The sequence below is a fragment of the Promicromonospora sp. NPDC110617 genome (assembly GCF_055598465.1).
In genome coordinates, this window is record NZ_JBVKBM010000001.1 from 462990 (window position 1) to 478016 (window position 15027).

A 15027-nucleotide genomic window follows, 5' to 3' on the forward strand; every position below is an offset into this window, starting at 1 on the left:
GCCGCGGCGGAACGAGCCGCCGTGGTGCGCGGACGGTCGTCCGGCCCCGGGGCCGGCGCGGCGCGCGCTCGGTCCGGCCAACGGAGGTCACCGTGTCATCAGCACCTCGCCGCACCCGCGGCACGTCCCCACGCAGGTCCCGCACCGTGGCGGCAGCAGCAGCGGGCGTCCTGCTCGCGGTTCCCGCGCTCGTCGCCGTCTCGACCGCTCCAGCCGTCGCGCTCGAGGACAACCCGTTCGTCGGCGCCGCGCAGTACGTCAACCCGGACTGGTCGGCCCTCGTCGAGACGGCCGCCGACGAGGTCGGCGACGCCGGCCTCGCGGCGGACATGCGGGCGATCGCCGACGAGCCGACGTCGGTCTGGATGGACCGCATCGCCGCGATCGAGGGCACCGAGCGCCAGCACGGCCTCGAATGGCACCTCGACCAGGCGGTGGCGCAGTCCGGCGGCTCGCCCCTGGTGTTCAACGTGGTCATCTACGACCTGCCCGGCCGCGACTGCCATGCCCTCGCCTCGAACGGCGAGCTGCCCGCCACCGCGGCAGGGATGACCCGGTACAAGACCGAGTACATCGACCCGATCGTCGCGCTGCTGGACCGGCCCGAGTACGCGAACCTGCGGATCGTCGCGACGATCGAGCCGGACTCGCTGCCCAACCTCGTGACCAACCAGTCCGACGCCGACTGCGTCGCGGCGGCCCCGTACTACCGCGAGGGCGTGCAGTACGCGATCTCCGAGCTGTACGAGGTCGGCAACGTGTACTCCTACATCGACGCGGCCCACTCGGGTTGGCTCGGCTGGCCGAACAACTCCAGCGGCGCGGCGCAGGAGTTCGCCAACGTCATCGAGGGCAGCACCTACGGCTGGAGCGCCGTGTCCGGGTTCGTCACCAACACGGCGAACACCACGCCGCTGGAGGAGACGTACCTGACCAACCCCGACCTCCAGGTCGGCGGCGGCCAGGTGAAGTCCGCCGGCTGGTTCGAGTGGAACCCCGACTTCGACGAGATCGACTGGACCGCGAACCTCTACGACCTGATGGTCGCGCAGGGCGCGCCGGCGAGCATCGGCATGCTCGTCGACACCGGCCGCAACGGCTGGGGCGGGTCCGCCCGTCCCACGGCGGTCAGCACCTCCACCGATCTCAACACCTACGTGAACGAGTCCAAGGTGGACCGCCGCAACCACCGCGGGGCCTGGTGCAACCCGTCGGGCGCCGGCATCGGTGAGCGGCCGACGGTCGCGCCGTCCGGCCACGCCGAGTCGCACCTCGACGCCTACGTGTGGGTCAAGCCCCCGGGCGAGTCGGACGGCTCGTCCACGGAGATCCCGAACGACGAGGGCAAGCGCCTGGACCGGATGTGCGACCCGACGTACCAGTCCAGCGAGCTGGGCGGGCGGTTCACGGGCGCGCTCGCGGACGCCCCGCTGTCGGGCCACTGGTTCCAGGCCCAGTTCGAGATGCTGGTCGCCAACGCCTACCCGGCGATCAGCTAGGCGTCGTCGTGGTCCACCCGGCTGACTCGCCGCGATCGCAGCGCCGAGTCAGCCGGCTGGTCCGACCACGCCCCTGACTCGGCGCAAGTACCGCGCCGGGTCAGGGGTGTGGTCCGCCCGTCTCGGTGCGCGGCGGCGTCATCTCGGCGAAACTCGGGTCGCGTTAACATCGCGGCTTCGTCGAGAAGGGTCGAGAAGGGGAGTGTCCGTGGCTGAGCGCGTCACGTTCGAGAGCACCACGGGGCCGCGCCTCGCGGGCATCATCGACCGGCCGGACGGCGAGGTGCGGGGCTGGGGAGTCTTCTCCCACGGGTTCACGCTGGGCAAGGACTCGCCGGCCGCGGCGCGGATCTGCAAGCAGCTCGCGAGCGAGGGCATCGGGATGCTGCGCTTCGACAACCTGGGCCTGGGCGACTCCGAGGGCGACTGGGGCGACGGCTCGTTCACGCACAAGGTGGCCGACACCGTGCGGGCCGCCGAGTTCATGGCCGACCACGACATGCCCGTGCACCTCCTGGTCGGGCACTCGTTCGGCGGCGCCGCGGTGATCGCGGCCGGTGCCGACGTCCCGGGCGTGCAGGCGGTCGCGACCATCGGCGCCCCCGTGCAGCCGCGGCACGCGGAGCACAACTACGACGCCGTCCTGGGCCGGGTGTTCGACGACGGCCACGCCCAGTGGATGGTGGGCGGTCGTGCGCTCACGCTGAAGCGCCACTTCGTCGAGGACGTCCGGCGGGCCGAGCTGCGTTCGAAGATCCGCGAGCTGGGCTCGCCGCTGCTGGTGATGCACTCGCCGACGGACAGCACGGTGGACATCTCGAACGCGGGGGAGATCTTCCGCGAGGCCCGGCACCCCCGGTCGTTCGTCTCCCTGGAGGGCGCCGACCACCTGCTGACCGCACCCGGTCAGGCGAAGCGCGCGGCCCGCATCATCAGCGCCTGGGCGGACCAGTACCTGACGGTCTGACGAGCTATTGGCCGCCGGCGGGCAGTCCGGCCAAGAGGTTCGTCGTGAACCTGGTGATGTCGTCAGCGAGATGCGCATGAGCGCGTCGATCCGGTGCCTCATCCTTCGCCGTCTCCAGCACGGTCGTCAGCGTCTGCTCGACCACGGCGTCGCTCTCCCGCAGCCCCCACGCCGTGAACTCTGCCGCAAGGTGAGCTCGAGTGACCGCGGCGTGGCGGTAGACGCGGTCGACGGCCAGTGCGAGCTCCCCGTCATTGGGCAGGTGCGCCTGTGGGACGACGTCGTAGGCCGGGGCCAGCTCGACGGAGCCGTCGGGTGCGTGCAGCAGTGACACGTTCTTGGCGTGCATATCGAGGTTTCCGACTGCTGTGGCGAGAGTTGTCATCCGAGCAAGTCGGAGGACGGACTCGCGACCACCCGTCAGAATGAGTTCGCGTGCGATGCGGGCCAACGACGCCTTCCCGCCGATGCGCTGGTACTTCTGATCCCCGCGCAGGCCGAGCGCCTGGTTGAAGTCCTCCTGGTGAACACGGCTCGGAGGCTCGCCGCCTATGCGGTCGTATCTCTCGATGACCAGCGCCGGGACACCGTCGAACTCCTCGATGCGCGTATCGAACTCCGCGAGGCCAAGTGCGCGTGCGAAACGGGAGCCGTACTCCTCGTCGTAGATGATCGTGGGATAGTCGCGCGACTCGGGCTTGAGGATGTGTGTTGACGGATAGCCGTCCATGACGTGGGCCCAGCCCTGTGCGGAATGCGCGAGGACGACCTTGTCCTGCACTCCGGCGAGTGAGGTCTTGCCGCTCATCGGCTTGTTGGCCAGCGGGAACGTCGCCACGTTGCGCAACAGGTCAGCGACACCCGGAGAGGCCAGCGGCTCGGTTGCCGGGATCTTCGGCTCTCCCGGTGCTTCTGGATCCCAGATCTGGAGCGCGCCCGCGATATCGCGGCCGTACTGGCGGAGCATGCCGACGACGTCATGCTCCGCGACGCCCGCGTTCTGGGCGAGGCGGCTGAGCATGCGCCCCTCCGGTAGCAGCTCGCGGAAGAAGTTCTGCCGCCGTTCCCGCCGGGCGCGGGCCGGGATGACGGCCAGTGGTACGGCGAGGGACAGCACCGTGCTGTCCAGGCCGAACGTCTCGATCGCCGTGGGGGTGGCGACGAAGTCGAAGCTCGCACCCGTTCCCACGAGCGCGCCGATCTCGACGCCGTAGAGCTCGACGGCGAGGTCACCCATCAGAGCTCCTGGGATCGATCGTGGCGGTGAGCTCGGTGCCGGTCTCTCGCATGAGGGCGAAGAGCCGGTCGACGAAGATTGACGGCTTGCCTGCCTCGATCTCCCAGATGTACCTCTGTGTGGTGCCGATGCGTGCCGCCAGGTCGCGCTGGCTCCACCCGTTGAGGAGCCGGGCCTGCTGCAGGATTCGCCCGAGCGACTCGGGGCTCGTGACCTTGCCGGAGTACGGCATCGTGCACCTCCATATGGCGACTACGTTTTGGTAGTCGATTGCGCCGACTACGAAATCGTAGTCGTAAATGATGACTACCTTAAGCGCGTCAGTTGAGTCGGACAACTGGTCGAGGTCGCGCGGCTCGCGGCCGCAGCGGTGCCCGGCGCCGGGTCAGCGTGTCCGGCGTCGACCGGTGGCCGCAGAACGCGAGCGCGTAGAGGAACGTGACCACGACGGCGAGCAGGAGCACCTCGCCGCCGTCCTCCAGCGAGCTGAGGAGCACGTGCCAGACGCCGCGGTTCGTCGTGAACCCGTGCACGGCGTCGATTCCCACCCCGCACACCACCAGCAGCGCGAGGAGCACGGTGAGCACGCGCGACGACGCGCGCCACCCGGGCGCCGCCCAGCGGTAGGTGACGGCGACGACGGTCAGCAGCACGCCGCCGACGAACGCGAGCCAGACGATCTCGCCGACCGGCTGCCCGTACGGGTACGGCACGGTGACGTTCGCCGAGACCACCTTGGCCATCCGCTCGTGCAGCATGAGGTAGTCGTCGGCGAGGAGCACGGCGAACACCGCGGCCCACGCGGCGAGCACCGCCTGCCGGTGCGCCACGGCGAGATACAGGGCGAGCCCGGCCGCCCAGGCGATGAAGACGTACCCGACCACCTCGGGCACGCTGCGCTCCATCGCGAACCGGAAGCCGGGCCACTCGGGGACACCCAGGAACGAGTGCGACAGGAAGATCACGTTGAGGCCGAGGGCCACCGTGACCAGCATGCCGAACAGGCCGGCGACAGGACGGTGCTCCAGCCCGAGGGCGGCGGCGGCTCGCGTACGCACTGTGCAGTTCTCCTCGACCGTGGTGATGCGGACGCGCACACGCTCTCCCGGCCGGATGAGGCGGTGAGGAGATCGCGATGAGAGTTCTCTCATCAGGGGTTCTCCGGTCCGGACGCGGGGCCCCGGGGCCGCGCGGCGCAGGTCACTGTCCACGGACGGCGAGGCACCCCGCCGCGCAAGTAGACTCTTCCCGGAATTCCCTCACCTTCAAGGAGCCTTCGTGGGACGCGTCGTCGTCGAGGTCATGCCCAAGCCCGAGATCCTGGACCCCCAGGGCAAGGCTGTCGTCGGAGCGCTGCCGCGCCTCGGCTTCACCCAGTTCTCCGGTGTGCGTCAGGGCAAGCGGTTCGAGCTCGAGGTGGACGGTGAGGTCACGCCCGAGATCCTCGCCGCCGCTCGGGAGGCCGCGGCCACCCTGCTGTCCAACCCGGTGATCGAGGACGTGGTCTCGGTCTCCGACGCCGCCGCGGTCCCGGGTGAGGCGACCGGCACCCCGGTGAGCGCCTGATGTCGGCCACCGAGCCGACTCCGGTCGCCGTGGCCGCGCCCGGGATCGCCGGCGCCCGCATCGGTGTCATCACGTTCCCCGGGACGCTCGACGACCGTGACGCGGTGCGCGCGGTGCGCCTGGCCGGTGCCGAGGCGGTCTCGCTCTGGCACGCCGACGAGTCGCTCCAGGACGTCGACGCCGTGGTGCTGCCCGGCGGGTTCTCCTACGGCGACTACCTGCGCGCGGGCGCGATCAGCCGGTTCGCGCCGGCGATGTCCGCCGTGGTCGACGCCGCCAAGGGCGGGATGCCGGTGCTCGGCATCTGCAACGGCTTCCAGGTCCTCACCGAGGCGCACCTGCTGCCGGGCTCGATGGTCAAGAACGATCACCTGCACTTCGTGTGCCGGGAGCAGTCGCTGATCGTCGAGAACGCGCGCACCGCCTGGACCAACGAGTTCCGCCGCGGGCAGCAGATCACGATCCCGCTGAAGAACCAGGACGGCCAGTTCGTCGCCGACGAGCGCACCCTCGACGAGCTCGAGGGCGAGGGCCGCGTCGTCTTCCGCTATGACGGCTGGAACCCGAACGGGTCGCGCCGCGACATCGCGGGCATCACCAACGACCGCGGCAACGTCGTGGGGCTCATGCCGCACCCGGAGCACGCCGTCGAGGCGGGCTTCGGTCCGGCGTCGGCCGAGGGGCCGCGTGCCGGTGTGGACGGGCTGACGTTCTTCACGTCGGTGCTGTCCTCCCTGGTCCACGCGTGACCACCGGACAGGTCCGGGCGGGCCGGCATGGTCGCTGAGGTTCTCGCGGGTCTCACGATCGAGACGGTCGGCTGGGACCACGCGGACGCCGTCCGCCTGCGCGCCGAGCAGCAGCACGAGATCGACCTGCGGTACACGCAGCCCGGGCGGCCGTCGACGACGGACGCCGACGGCGCCCCCGTGCCCGACGCGCGCGACCAGGTGGATCCGTCGAACGTGTTCGCGACGCTGCTGCTGCGGGTCGACGGCGCGCCGGCCGGCCACGCCGCGCTGCGCGACCTGTCGGGCCGCGACGACTACCAGGGCGGCCTGCACCCGGACGGCACGGCCGAGGTCAAGCGCGTGTACGTGGCGCCGGGCTTCCGCGGGCGCGGGCTCTCCCGCACGCTGATGACCGCCGCGGAGGACGTCGCCCGCGACGCCGGCGTGCGGCACCTGGTCCTGGAGACCGGGCTCATGCAGCCCGAGTCGCTCGGGCTGTACCTGCGGCTGGGGTACGACCCCGTCGAGTCGTTCGGCGTGTTCTCGGACGAGCCGGGTTCGCGGTGCTTCGGCAAGCGGCTGGTGGCGGACGCCGGTCCGCAGGCCGCGGTCCCGGTGGGCACGGCACCGCTGGTCGAGCCTGTCGTGACCCCCGCGCCGGCCCCGGCGCCTGCCCTGGTGCTGCGCGAGGTGCCCTGGGACGACCCTGACGCCGCCGCCATGCGGCGCGCCATGTGGGACTTCCTCGAGCCGCTCTACCCGCGGCTCGCGCGGATCGTCGAGGCGCGCGGCGGCCACGACCTCGTCGACGCCGAGCGGGGGCACACCGCGCTGGTGACGGTCCTGGCCACGCTGGACGGCCGGCCCGTCGGCTGTGCCACCCTCGCGCCGTCGCCGGTGGGTCCGGAGCACCTCACGGCCGACCCGCTGCGTGGCGTCGGCGGCCTCACGGCCGCCGCGGAGGCGGGCGAGTCGCGCGGGTTCGAGCTGCAGAGCGTGTTCGTGGACCCGTCGGTGCGCCGCGCGGGTGTCGCCTCGGCCCTGGTCGGGCACATCGAGGAGGCGGCCCGACGGCGCGGCGGCCTGGCGGTGTACCTCAACACCGGCATCCGGCAGCCCTCGGCGTTGCGCCTGTACGTGAAGCTCGGCTACCGGCCGGTGCTGCCGTACCCGCCCTACGACTCGGACGACGCCCAGCTCCTGTTCCTGGGCAAGGCGCTCTGACCGCCGGGTCCCCGCGCTACGACCGCCCGCGCAGGTACTCCAGCTGCGCCCGCACCGACGAGCGAGCCGCGGGCAGCACCGACGCGTCGACGTCGGCGTACACCGCGCCGGTCACGGCATCCAGGAGCGGGTCCGGGAGCTGGGCGGCGGCGTCCGGCAGCCGCACCCCGAGGGCGGTGAGCGCGGCGCGCACCTGGTCGAGCCGCTCCGCGCGGTGCTCGCGGTACGCGTGGACCGCGGCGCCCAGGTCCGGGATCACCGGTCCGTGCCCGGGCAGTCCCGGCACCGGGCCGGGCAGGTCCAGCGCGCTCAGCCGGTCCAGCGACGCCAGGTAGTCCCGCAGCGAACCGTCCGGCTCGGCGAGCACGGTGGTGCCGTGGCCCAGCACCGTGTCCCCGGTGAGCACCACGGTGGACGTGCCGTCCGAGACCACGAGACACACAGAGTCCGCCGTGTGGCCCGGCGTCGCCAGCACCTCGATGCGCAGGCCGGCCACGTCCAGGACCTCGCCGTCGGCCAGCGGACCTCCTGGTCCCGCGCAGAACTCCGCCAGCACACCGCGTGACGGGGCGCCCGTGAGCTCCCGGAACCGTGCCAGCCCGCCGGTGTGGTCAGCGTGCCGGTGGGTCACCAGCACCAGGTCGACGGGCCCGGCGTCGGCCAGCGCGGTGAGGTGCGGCGTCTGGTCCGGCCCGGGGTCGACCACCACGCTGCCGGGCGACCCGGGGGCACGCAGCACGTACGACCGCGTGCCGTCGAGCGTCATCGGCCCGGGGTTGTCGGCCCGGAGCATCCTCGCAAAGGGGGTAATGAGGTCCACCGAATCACCCTATCCAGCGGTCAGCAGCGCTTGTGCCTCGCCGGAGGGCGGTGTGTGATCGGTAAATCACCTCCCAATGAAGAGAGGAATACCTTAGATGTCCGCCATCTCAGGCGCGGCGCAGCACTACCGCGTCCGCAGAACACCGGCACTCATCTCCGTGGCGGCTCTCGCCACCACGACACTGTTCGTACCCCCTCTGGCCACCCGCGCCGCCCCGACCGCCGAGGCCGTGGTGAGCGCCGACTCCGTCACCTTCGTGGACGACGGCGCCACCGCGACGGTCACCGTCACGGTCGAGGCCGCCGACGGCGCCGTGCTCGGCTCCCCCGTCACCGTCGGCTGGCGCACCGGCTCCGGCACGGCCACCGCCGACGCCGACTACGCCGCCGGCTCCGGCACGCTCGAGTTCCCCGCCGGCACGCCGTCGGGCACCGAGCGGACCGTCCGGATCACCACCCGCGCCTCGGACTCCGGCGAGACCGCGGAGACCGTGCCCGTGACCCTGGAGTCCCGGGACGCACAGGTCTCCCGCCAGCCCGCCGTCGTCGTGCGGGCGCACGGCCTGCCCTACCTGGACCCGCGCCTGTCCACCAAGAAGCGTGTCGCCGACCTCCTGAAGCGCATGACGCTCGCGGAGAAGGTCGGGCAGATGACGCAGGCGGAACGCGCGAACGTCACCAGCGACCCGGCAGCCATCACGGAGCTCGGCCTCGGCTCGGTGCTCAGCGGCGGCGGTTCGACGCCCGCCGAGAACACGCCCGAGGCCTGGGCGGACGCGATCGACGGCTTCCAGACGCAGGCCCTCGCGACGCGGCTGCAGATCCCGCTGATCTACGGCGTGGACTCCGTGCACGGGCACGGCAACCTGAACGGCGCGACGATCCTGCCGCACAACATCGGGCTCGGCGCCACGCGCGACCCCCTGCTCGTCGCGCGGGCAGAACGCATGGTCGCTTCCGAGACGCGGGCGACCGGCATCCCGTGGACGTTCGCGCCGTGCGTGTGCGTGGTGCGCGACGACCGCTGGGGCCGCACCTACGAGTCCTTCGGGGAGCACCCCGCGCTCGCGAGCGTGCTCGGCGCGGCCGCCGTGACCGGCTTCCAGGGCAGGGACCTGGACAGCAGCACGTCCGTGCTCGCGACCGCCAAGCACTTCGTGGGCGACGGCGACACCACCTTCGGCACCGGCGAGGGCGACTACACGATCGACCAGGGCATCACCGAGCAGAGCCGGCGCCACGTCGAACAGGTGGACCTGCCGCCGTACGTGGCGGCGCTCAAGGCCGGCGTCGGCTCCGTCATGCCGAGCTTCTCCAGCATCGACTGGACCGACGACGGCCTCGGCAACCCCGTGAAGATGCACGCGAACCGCGAGCTGGTCACCGGGTGGCTCAAGCAGAAGCAGGGGTTCGACGGCTTCGTGATCAGCGACTGGCAGGGGATCCACCAGATCCCGCCGCTCGCCGACGACTCCCCGACCACCGACCAGATCGTCACCGGCGTGAACGCGGGCATCGACATGTTCATGGAGCCGTCGCAGTTCGAGCGCTTCCACACGCGGCTGCTCGCGGCGGTCCAGGACGGGCGCGTCAGCGAGCAGCGCGTCAACGACGCCGTGTCCCGGATCCTCACCGCCAAGTTCGAGCTGGGGCTGTTCGAGGAGCCGTTCGCGGACCGGTCGAACGCCGACGACATCGGCTCGGCGGAGCACCGGGCGATCGCCCGCAAGGCCGTCGCCGAGTCGCAGGTGCTGCTCAAGAACAGCCACCGCGCCCTGCCCCTGGACGACGACGAGAGCATCTACGTCGCGGGCCGCAACGCCGACGACCTGGGCAACCAGGCCGGCGGCTGGACCGGCACGTGGCAGGGCTTCTCTGGCGACGTCACGCCGGGCACCACGATCCTCCAGGGCATCGAGGCCGCGGCCGACGACGTCACGTTCAGCGAGGACGCCTCCGCGCCGACCGACGGCGCCGACGTCGGCATCGTCGTCGTCGGCGAGACGCCGTACGCCGAGGGCTTCGGCGACGTCGGCGGGCCCGAGTGGGCCTGGGACCCGGCCGACGGCGGGGTGCCTCGCGAGGAGAAGTCGATGTCGCTGCAGCCCGGCGACGCCGCGGTCGTGGAGAAGGTCTGCGCCGAGATCAGGACCTGCGTGGTCCTGGTGGTCTCGGGCCGGCCGCAGGTGCTCACCGACCAGCTCCGGTCGATCGACGCGCTGGTCGCGTCGTGGCTGCCGGGCACGGAGGGCGCCGGCGTCGCGGACGTGCTGTTCGGCGAACGGCGGTTCACGGGCAAGCTGCCGGTCTCGTGGCCGCGGTCGGCCGACGACCCGGTGGTGAACGTCGGGGACAAGCACTACGACCCGCTGTTCCCGTTCGGCTGGGGCCTGTCGACGGGCGGCCGCACGTCGCACCACGACGAGCAGCGGCTCGCGCTGCAGGACGACGTGCTCGACCCGGCCACCGGCGTCCCGCCGGCGGCGTCCAGAGCGATCGCGACGTCGGACGTGGCGCTCCTGGAGGGCCACGAGACCCAGGCGACCAGGATCCTCACCCGGGCCGGTCGTTGACGACGGGCTGAGATCCGGTGGTCGCGCCGAGATCTGGCGGCGCGCCACCGGATCTCGGCGCGACCGCCAGGTCTCGACGGCCTAGCTCGCCGTGGACAGGGCCTGGGTCACGTCCTCGATGATGTCCTGGACGTCCTCCAGGCCCACCGAGAGGCGGACCGTCGTCTCCGCGATGCCGACGGCGGCCCGGCCCGGCGCGCCCAGCTTGCGGTGCGTGGTCGTCGCGGGGTGGGTGATCAGGGACTTCGCGTCGCCGAGGTTGTTCGAGATGTCGACCAGCCGCAGGGCGTCGAGGAACGCGAACGTGTGCCGCTTCGCGGCGTCGTCGTCCGTGCCCTCGGGGACCGCCAGGTCGAACGTCACGACGGTGCCGCCGCCGCTCATCTGCGACCGCGCCAGGTCGGCCTGCGGGTGGGAGTCGAGGAACGGGTAGCGCACCGTACCCACGGCGGGCAGGTCCTCCAAGGCCTGCGCGACGGCGAGGGCGCTGGCGCTCTGGGCCGCGACGCGCACCGGCAGCGTCTCCAGGCCCTTGAGCAGGGTCCATGCGTTGAACGGCGCCAGCGACGGCCCGGTGTTGCGGATGAACGTCTGCACGGGCCCGGTGATGTACTCCGTGGAACCGAGGATCGCGCCGCCCAGCACGCGCCCCTGCCCGTCGATGTGCTTGGTCGCCGAGTAGACGACCACGTCGGCGCCCAGCTCCAGCGGCTTCTGCAGCAGCGGGGTGGCGAACACGTTGTCGAGCACCACCGTCGCCCCGGCGGCGTGCGCCAGGTCCACGACGGCGCGGACGTCCACGATGTCCTGCATCGGGTTCGAGGGTGTCTCGAAGAACACCACGTCCGCAGGCGTCGAGAGTGCTTCCTCCCACTGGGACAGCACGTGCCCGTCCACGTAGTCGGTGCGCACGCCCCACTTCTTGAAGATCTCCTCGAAGATCACCACGCTGGAGCCGAACAGCGCCCGGGCGGCCACGATCCGGGAGCCGGAGCTCACGAGCGCGGCCAGCGACGTGAACACCGCGGACATGCCGGTCGCGGTCGCGTAGCAGGCGTCGGCGCCCTCGAGCTGGCGCAGGCGCTCCTCGAAGGTGTGCACCGTCGGGTTGCCGTAGCGCGAGTAGACGAACCGGTCGACGTCGCCCTTGAACGCCGCCTCGGCCTCCGCGGCGTTGTCGTAGACGTAGCCCTGCGTGAGGAACAGCGCCTCGCTCGTCTCCTGGAACTCGCTGCGCTGGTGGCCGCCGCGCACGGCGAGCGTCGCCGGGCGGACGCCGTCGGGCAGCGGCTTGCGGCCGGAACCGCCGGGGTTCGCGCCGGGCGGGTACGCGCCGGTGACGGTCACGCCGGACCCGCCGTCCACGGCAGCCCGGCGACCTTCCAGCCCTGCTGGTCCCGGACGCCGTCGGCCCCGGGTGCGCCCTCGAAGCCCTCCAGCACGTTGTACGACGGCGCGATGCCGGACGACGTGGCGAGCCGCGCCGCGGCGATCGAGCGCTGGCCGGAGCGGCACAGGAAGACGACGGGCCCGTTCGTGACCCCGGCCGCCTTCAGCTCTTCCAGGAACCGGGGGTTGGGGCGGCCCCCGGCCTGCACCCACTCGGAGAACACGGGCTGCTTCTCCAGCGGCGCCGTGTCCGGGATGCCGATCGTGCGCCACTCGCCCTCGGTGCGGACGTCCACGAGCGTGGCGTCCGGGTCGCCGGCGAGCAGGTCCCAGGCCTGCTGGGGCGTGATGTCGCCGGCGTAGCCGTCGGCCGGTCGTGCTTCGACGCGCGCGGGGTCGCTCATGATGCTCCTCCATCGGTCGTGGCGGTAGCACCCTCGTCCGTCCTCCGCTGCTGCGGGGAACGCTGGGTTGCTGCGGCGTCGTCGTGCCACGTCACTCGGCCGCTCGGGATGGTCGTTGCCCACCCTACGACATGGTGTCCGGTGGGTGGAACAGCGTCTCGACAGGTAACCCGAGCAAAATGATAGGGAAGGTCGAGCCTCGGTAGGGTGGCGCCGATGTCCGCTGACGAAGAGCCCCTGACCGGCGGGAACATGTCCGAGGTCGTGCGCGCGGGCGACACGGTGCGCCGGACCGCCGGACCGCCGGACCGTGGACGGCCACGATCCACGCGTACCTGCGCCACGTTCGGGACCGCGGCGTCACGGAGGTGCCGGAACCGTTCGGGCTCGACGAGCGAGGGCGCGAGGTCGTCTCGTTCCTCCCGGGCGACGTCCCGGGCTGGCCGGCCCCGGAGTGGCTGTGGTCCGAGCAGAACCTGCGCGACGCCGGGCGCCTCCTGCGCCGGCTCCACGACGCGTCCCTCGACCTCGACCTGCCGGACGCCGTCTGGCAGCTGCCCGCCCGCGAGCCGGCCGAGGTGATCTGCCACAACGACGCCGCGCCCTACAACATGGTGTTCCGCGCGGGGCGGCTCGTCGGCCTCATCGACGTGGACACGGCGTCCCCGGGGCCGCGCCTGTGGGACCTGGCGTACACCGCCTACCGCCTGGCCCCGTTCGCGGGCGACGCGTTCGCCGGGGTGACCTACGACGTCGGGCACCTGGACCCGTCGGTCCGGCTGGACACGCTGGTCGCCGCGTACGGGGCCGGGTGGTCGCGCGCCGACGTGCTCGGCGCGATGGCGGAGCGCCTCACGGAGCTCGCCGCGTTCAGCGAGGCCAGGGCCGACGACGGCGGGCACGCCGAGCTGCGCGACCACGCCGCCATGTACCGCTCGGACGCCGCCCGCGTCGCCGCCCTCGCGGTCCGCGCAGCCCGACCGGATCGTGGGACCAGCATCTGAGACATGCGTTGACAGGTGTTTTGCCCGCAGCACAGGATGGCCGCAGGTCATGAGCGCCAGCGTCAAGCCCCGGCTCGCTGGCCGGCAACCCTCCCTCCGCGGTGGGGTGCCCCGGGTGACGACCAGGCCGCGCGCAGCCCGCGTGCGGCAAGCGCGGGGGAACCTCCCCCAGGACTGTGCTGGAGGACGCCATGTCTGCTCCCACTCTCAGCCGTGCCACCGCGGTGACCGAGCTCGCCCCGCTGCGCCCCGTCGTCGGCGGCGGCACGCTCGTCCCCCTCGTGGACGGCACGCAGGTCTCGTACGCCAACCTCGACGTCGCGGCGTCGGCCCCGGCCCTCCAGGCCGTCGCCGACCGCGTCACCCAGGTGCTGCCGCTGTACGCCAGCGTGCACCGCGGCGCGGGTTACCTCTCCCAGGTGAGCACGGCGCTCTACGAGACCGCGCGCCGCACCATCGGCGCGTTCGTCGGCGCCCGCGAGGACGACCTGACGATCATCACCCGGAACACCACCGACTCCCTCAACCTCCTCGCCGGCTGCGTCCCCGCGCAGGCCGACGGCGAGCCCGGCCGCGTGCTCGTGCTCGACGTGGAGCACCACGCGAACCTGCTGCCCTGGCAGCGCACCACCGGCGCGACCGTGCTGACCGGCGGCGCCACCGTGGCCGAGACCGTCGCCCAGATCCGGGAGGAGCTGGCCGACGCCGCCGCGGACCGCCCGTACGCCCTCCTGGCCCTGACCGGCGCCTCGAACGTGACCGGCGAGTCCCTCCCGATCGCCGAGATCGTCGCCGTCGCCCACGAGCTCGGCGCGCGTGTGGTGCTCGACGGCGCCCAGCTCGTGCCGCACCGGCGCATCTCGCTGGAGTCCACCGGCGTGGACTACCTCGCCTTCTCCGGGCACAAGACCTACGCCCCGTTCGGCGCCGGCGTGCTGGTCGGCCGCCGCGACTGGCTCGACCAGGGCACGCCGTACCTCGCGGGCGGCGGTGCCGTCCGGCGCGTGCGCGTCAGCGGCACCGACTGGCACGAGGGGCCCGCCCGCCACGAGGCCGGCTCGCCCAACGTGATCGGCGCGGTGGCGCTCGCGGCCGCCTGCGAGGAGCTGGCGGCGCTCGACCCGGCCGAGGTCGTGGCGCACGAGACCGCCCTGCGCCGCCGGCTCGTGTCGGGGCTCGAGGCGATCGCCCGCGTCGAGGTCGTGCGGGTGTGGGCCGACGCTGTCGACCCCGTCGGCGTCGTCACCTTCACCGTCACCGGGTACGACCCGGGCCTCGTCGCCGCGTACCTGTCGGCGGAGCACGGCATCGGGGTCCGGGACGGCCGCTTCTGCGCGCACCCGCTGCTCGGCCGGCTCGGGTTCGACGCCGGCGCGGTGCGTGCCTCGGTCGGCGTCGGCACCGCGGGCGAGGAGATCGAACGGCTGATCGCAGCCGTCGGCCGCCTGGTCGAGGAGGGCCCGCAGGCCGGGTACGACGTGGTCGACGGGCTGTGGGTCGTGACCGACGACCCGCGCCCCGTGCCCGAGGGTTCCGGCCTCGCGGGCCTGCTGGCGACGGCCGCCCTGGGCTTCGACGAGGCCTTCGGCTGCCTCCCGGACGAGGACTGAC

Annotated in this window: 14 protein-coding genes and 1 riboswitch; of the genes, 8 read left to right on the forward strand and 6 right to left on the reverse strand. The window is 72.5% G+C overall.

Features of this window, described 5'->3' with window-relative positions; translation table 11 throughout:
- Nucleotides 1-92: 92 nt before the first annotated feature.
- Both ACZ7LE_RS01985 and ACZ7LE_RS01990 read left to right on the forward strand, forming a co-directional pair.
- Nucleotides 93-1499 carry a glycoside hydrolase family 6 protein gene (locus ACZ7LE_RS01985; protein ID WP_470401717.1) on the forward strand — a complete coding sequence of 469 codons (1407 nt, stop codon included), beginning with the start codon at nt 93-95 and terminating at the stop codon, nt 1497-1499.
- A gap of 202 nt (nt 1500-1701) precedes the next feature.
- Nucleotides 1702-2466 (forward strand): alpha/beta hydrolase family protein, encoded by a 765-nt coding sequence (locus ACZ7LE_RS01990; protein ID WP_470401718.1) that lies wholly within the window; start codon nt 1702-1704, stop codon nt 2464-2466.
- A 4-nt stretch (nt 2467-2470) separates the two neighbouring features.
- On the opposite strand, the gene ACZ7LE_RS01995 is transcribed toward ACZ7LE_RS01990, so the two are convergent.
- The 3 genes from ACZ7LE_RS01995 to ACZ7LE_RS02005 form a co-directional block, all read right to left on the reverse strand.
- Nucleotides 2471-3703, reverse strand: coding sequence for a type II toxin-antitoxin system HipA family toxin (locus ACZ7LE_RS01995; protein WP_470401719.1), 1233 nt, complete (start codon nt 3701-3703; stop codon nt 2471-2473).
- Nucleotides 3696-3935 carry a helix-turn-helix domain-containing protein gene (locus ACZ7LE_RS02000; RefSeq protein ID WP_470401720.1) on the reverse strand — a complete coding sequence of 80 codons (240 nt, stop codon included), beginning with the start codon at nt 3933-3935 and terminating at the stop codon, nt 3696-3698. The genes ACZ7LE_RS01995 and ACZ7LE_RS02000 overlap by 8 nt, the downstream gene beginning before the upstream one ends.
- 88 nt (nt 3936-4023) lie before the next feature.
- Nucleotides 4024-4761, reverse strand: coding sequence for a hypothetical protein (locus tag ACZ7LE_RS02005; RefSeq protein WP_470401721.1), 738 nt, complete (start codon nt 4759-4761; stop codon nt 4024-4026).
- A 220-nt stretch (nt 4762-4981) separates the two neighbouring features.
- Here ACZ7LE_RS02005 and purS point away from each other — a divergent pair, with 220 nt between their 5' ends.
- The 3 genes from purS to ACZ7LE_RS02020 are packed head-to-tail and all read left to right on the forward strand — an operon-like array spanning nt 4982 to nt 7224.
- Complete coding sequence (gene purS / locus ACZ7LE_RS02010; protein ID WP_285101882.1) at nt 4982-5269, forward strand: phosphoribosylformylglycinamidine synthase subunit PurS; 288 nt, start codon at nt 4982-4984, stop codon at nt 5267-5269.
- The gene (purQ, locus tag ACZ7LE_RS02015) at nt 5269-6018 is read left to right on the forward strand and encodes a phosphoribosylformylglycinamidine synthase subunit PurQ (RefSeq protein ID WP_470401722.1); all 750 of its coding nucleotides are present in this window, start codon (nt 5269-5271) and stop codon (nt 6016-6018) included. Before purS ends, purQ begins: the two co-directional genes overlap by 1 nt.
- 27 nt (nt 6019-6045) lie before the next feature.
- Nucleotides 6046-7224, forward strand: coding sequence for a GNAT family N-acetyltransferase (locus ACZ7LE_RS02020; RefSeq protein ID WP_470401723.1), 1179 nt, complete (start codon nt 6046-6048; stop codon nt 7222-7224).
- A 16-nt stretch (nt 7225-7240) separates the two neighbouring features.
- On the opposite strand, the gene ACZ7LE_RS02025 is transcribed toward ACZ7LE_RS02020, so the two are convergent.
- A complete protein-coding gene (locus tag ACZ7LE_RS02025) occupies nt 7241-8017 on the reverse strand; it encodes an MBL fold metallo-hydrolase (RefSeq protein ID WP_470403267.1) in 777 nt (258 codons plus the stop codon).
- 124 nt (nt 8018-8141) lie between these two features.
- Between ACZ7LE_RS02025 and ACZ7LE_RS02030 the strand changes: the two genes are divergently transcribed.
- Nucleotides 8142-10619 carry a glycoside hydrolase family 3 protein gene (locus ACZ7LE_RS02030; RefSeq protein ID WP_470401724.1) on the forward strand — a complete coding sequence of 826 codons (2478 nt, stop codon included), beginning with the start codon at nt 8142-8144 and terminating at the stop codon, nt 10617-10619.
- Between the two features lie 81 nt (nt 10620-10700).
- On the opposite strand, the gene ACZ7LE_RS02035 is transcribed toward ACZ7LE_RS02030, so the two are convergent.
- Both ACZ7LE_RS02035 and ACZ7LE_RS02040 read right to left on the reverse strand, forming a co-directional pair.
- Complete coding sequence (locus ACZ7LE_RS02035; protein WP_470401725.1) at nt 10701-11966, reverse strand: O-succinylhomoserine sulfhydrylase; 1266 nt, start codon at nt 11964-11966, stop codon at nt 10701-10703.
- A complete protein-coding gene (locus ACZ7LE_RS02040; protein ID WP_470401726.1) occupies nt 11963-12412 on the reverse strand; it encodes a rhodanese-like domain-containing protein in 450 nt (149 codons plus the stop codon). The genes ACZ7LE_RS02035 and ACZ7LE_RS02040 overlap by 4 nt, the downstream gene beginning before the upstream one ends.
- 368 nt (nt 12413-12780) lie before the next feature.
- On the opposite strand from ACZ7LE_RS02040, the gene ACZ7LE_RS02045 reads away from it, so the two are divergent.
- Nucleotides 12781-13416: a phosphotransferase gene (locus tag ACZ7LE_RS02045; protein WP_470401727.1), complete on the forward strand. Its 636-nt coding sequence runs from the start codon at nt 12781-12783 to the stop codon at nt 13414-13416.
- Nucleotides 13417-13461: 45 nt separating this feature from the next.
- Nucleotides 13462-13576, forward strand: a riboswitch (SAM riboswitch).
- A 31-nt stretch (nt 13577-13607) separates the two neighbouring features.
- Nucleotides 13608-15026: an aminotransferase class V-fold PLP-dependent enzyme gene (locus tag ACZ7LE_RS02050; RefSeq protein WP_470401728.1), complete on the forward strand. Its 1419-nt coding sequence runs from the start codon at nt 13608-13610 to the stop codon at nt 15024-15026.
- The last annotated feature ends 1 nt before the right edge of the window (nt 15027 follow it).

What these genes read in the sequence shown, in the direction of transcription:
- ACZ7LE_RS02040 (WP_470401726.1), bottom strand. Translation starts at nt 12,412, where the DNA reads ATGAGCGACCCCGCGCGCGTCGAAGCACGACCGGCCGACGGCTACGCC.
- ACZ7LE_RS02020 (WP_470401723.1), top strand. Translation starts at nt 6,046, where the DNA reads ATGGTCGCTGAGGTTCTCGCGGGTCTCACGATCGAGACGGTCGGCTGG.
- ACZ7LE_RS02030 (WP_470401724.1), top strand. Translation starts at nt 8,142, where the DNA reads ATGTCCGCCATCTCAGGCGCGGCGCAGCACTACCGCGTCCGCAGAACA.
- purQ (WP_470401722.1), top strand. Translation starts at nt 5,269, where the DNA reads ATGTCGGCCACCGAGCCGACTCCGGTCGCCGTGGCCGCGCCCGGGATC.
- ACZ7LE_RS02025 (WP_470403267.1), bottom strand. Translation starts at nt 8,017, where the DNA reads ATGCTCCGGGCCGACAACCCCGGGCCGATGACGCTCGACGGCACGCGG.
- ACZ7LE_RS02050 (WP_470401728.1), top strand. Translation starts at nt 13,608, where the DNA reads ATGTCTGCTCCCACTCTCAGCCGTGCCACCGCGGTGACCGAGCTCGCC.
- ACZ7LE_RS02000 (WP_470401720.1), bottom strand. Translation starts at nt 3,935, where the DNA reads ATGCCGTACTCCGGCAAGGTCACGAGCCCCGAGTCGCTCGGGCGAATC.
- ACZ7LE_RS01995 (WP_470401719.1), bottom strand. Translation starts at nt 3,703, where the DNA reads ATGGGTGACCTCGCCGTCGAGCTCTACGGCGTCGAGATCGGCGCGCTC.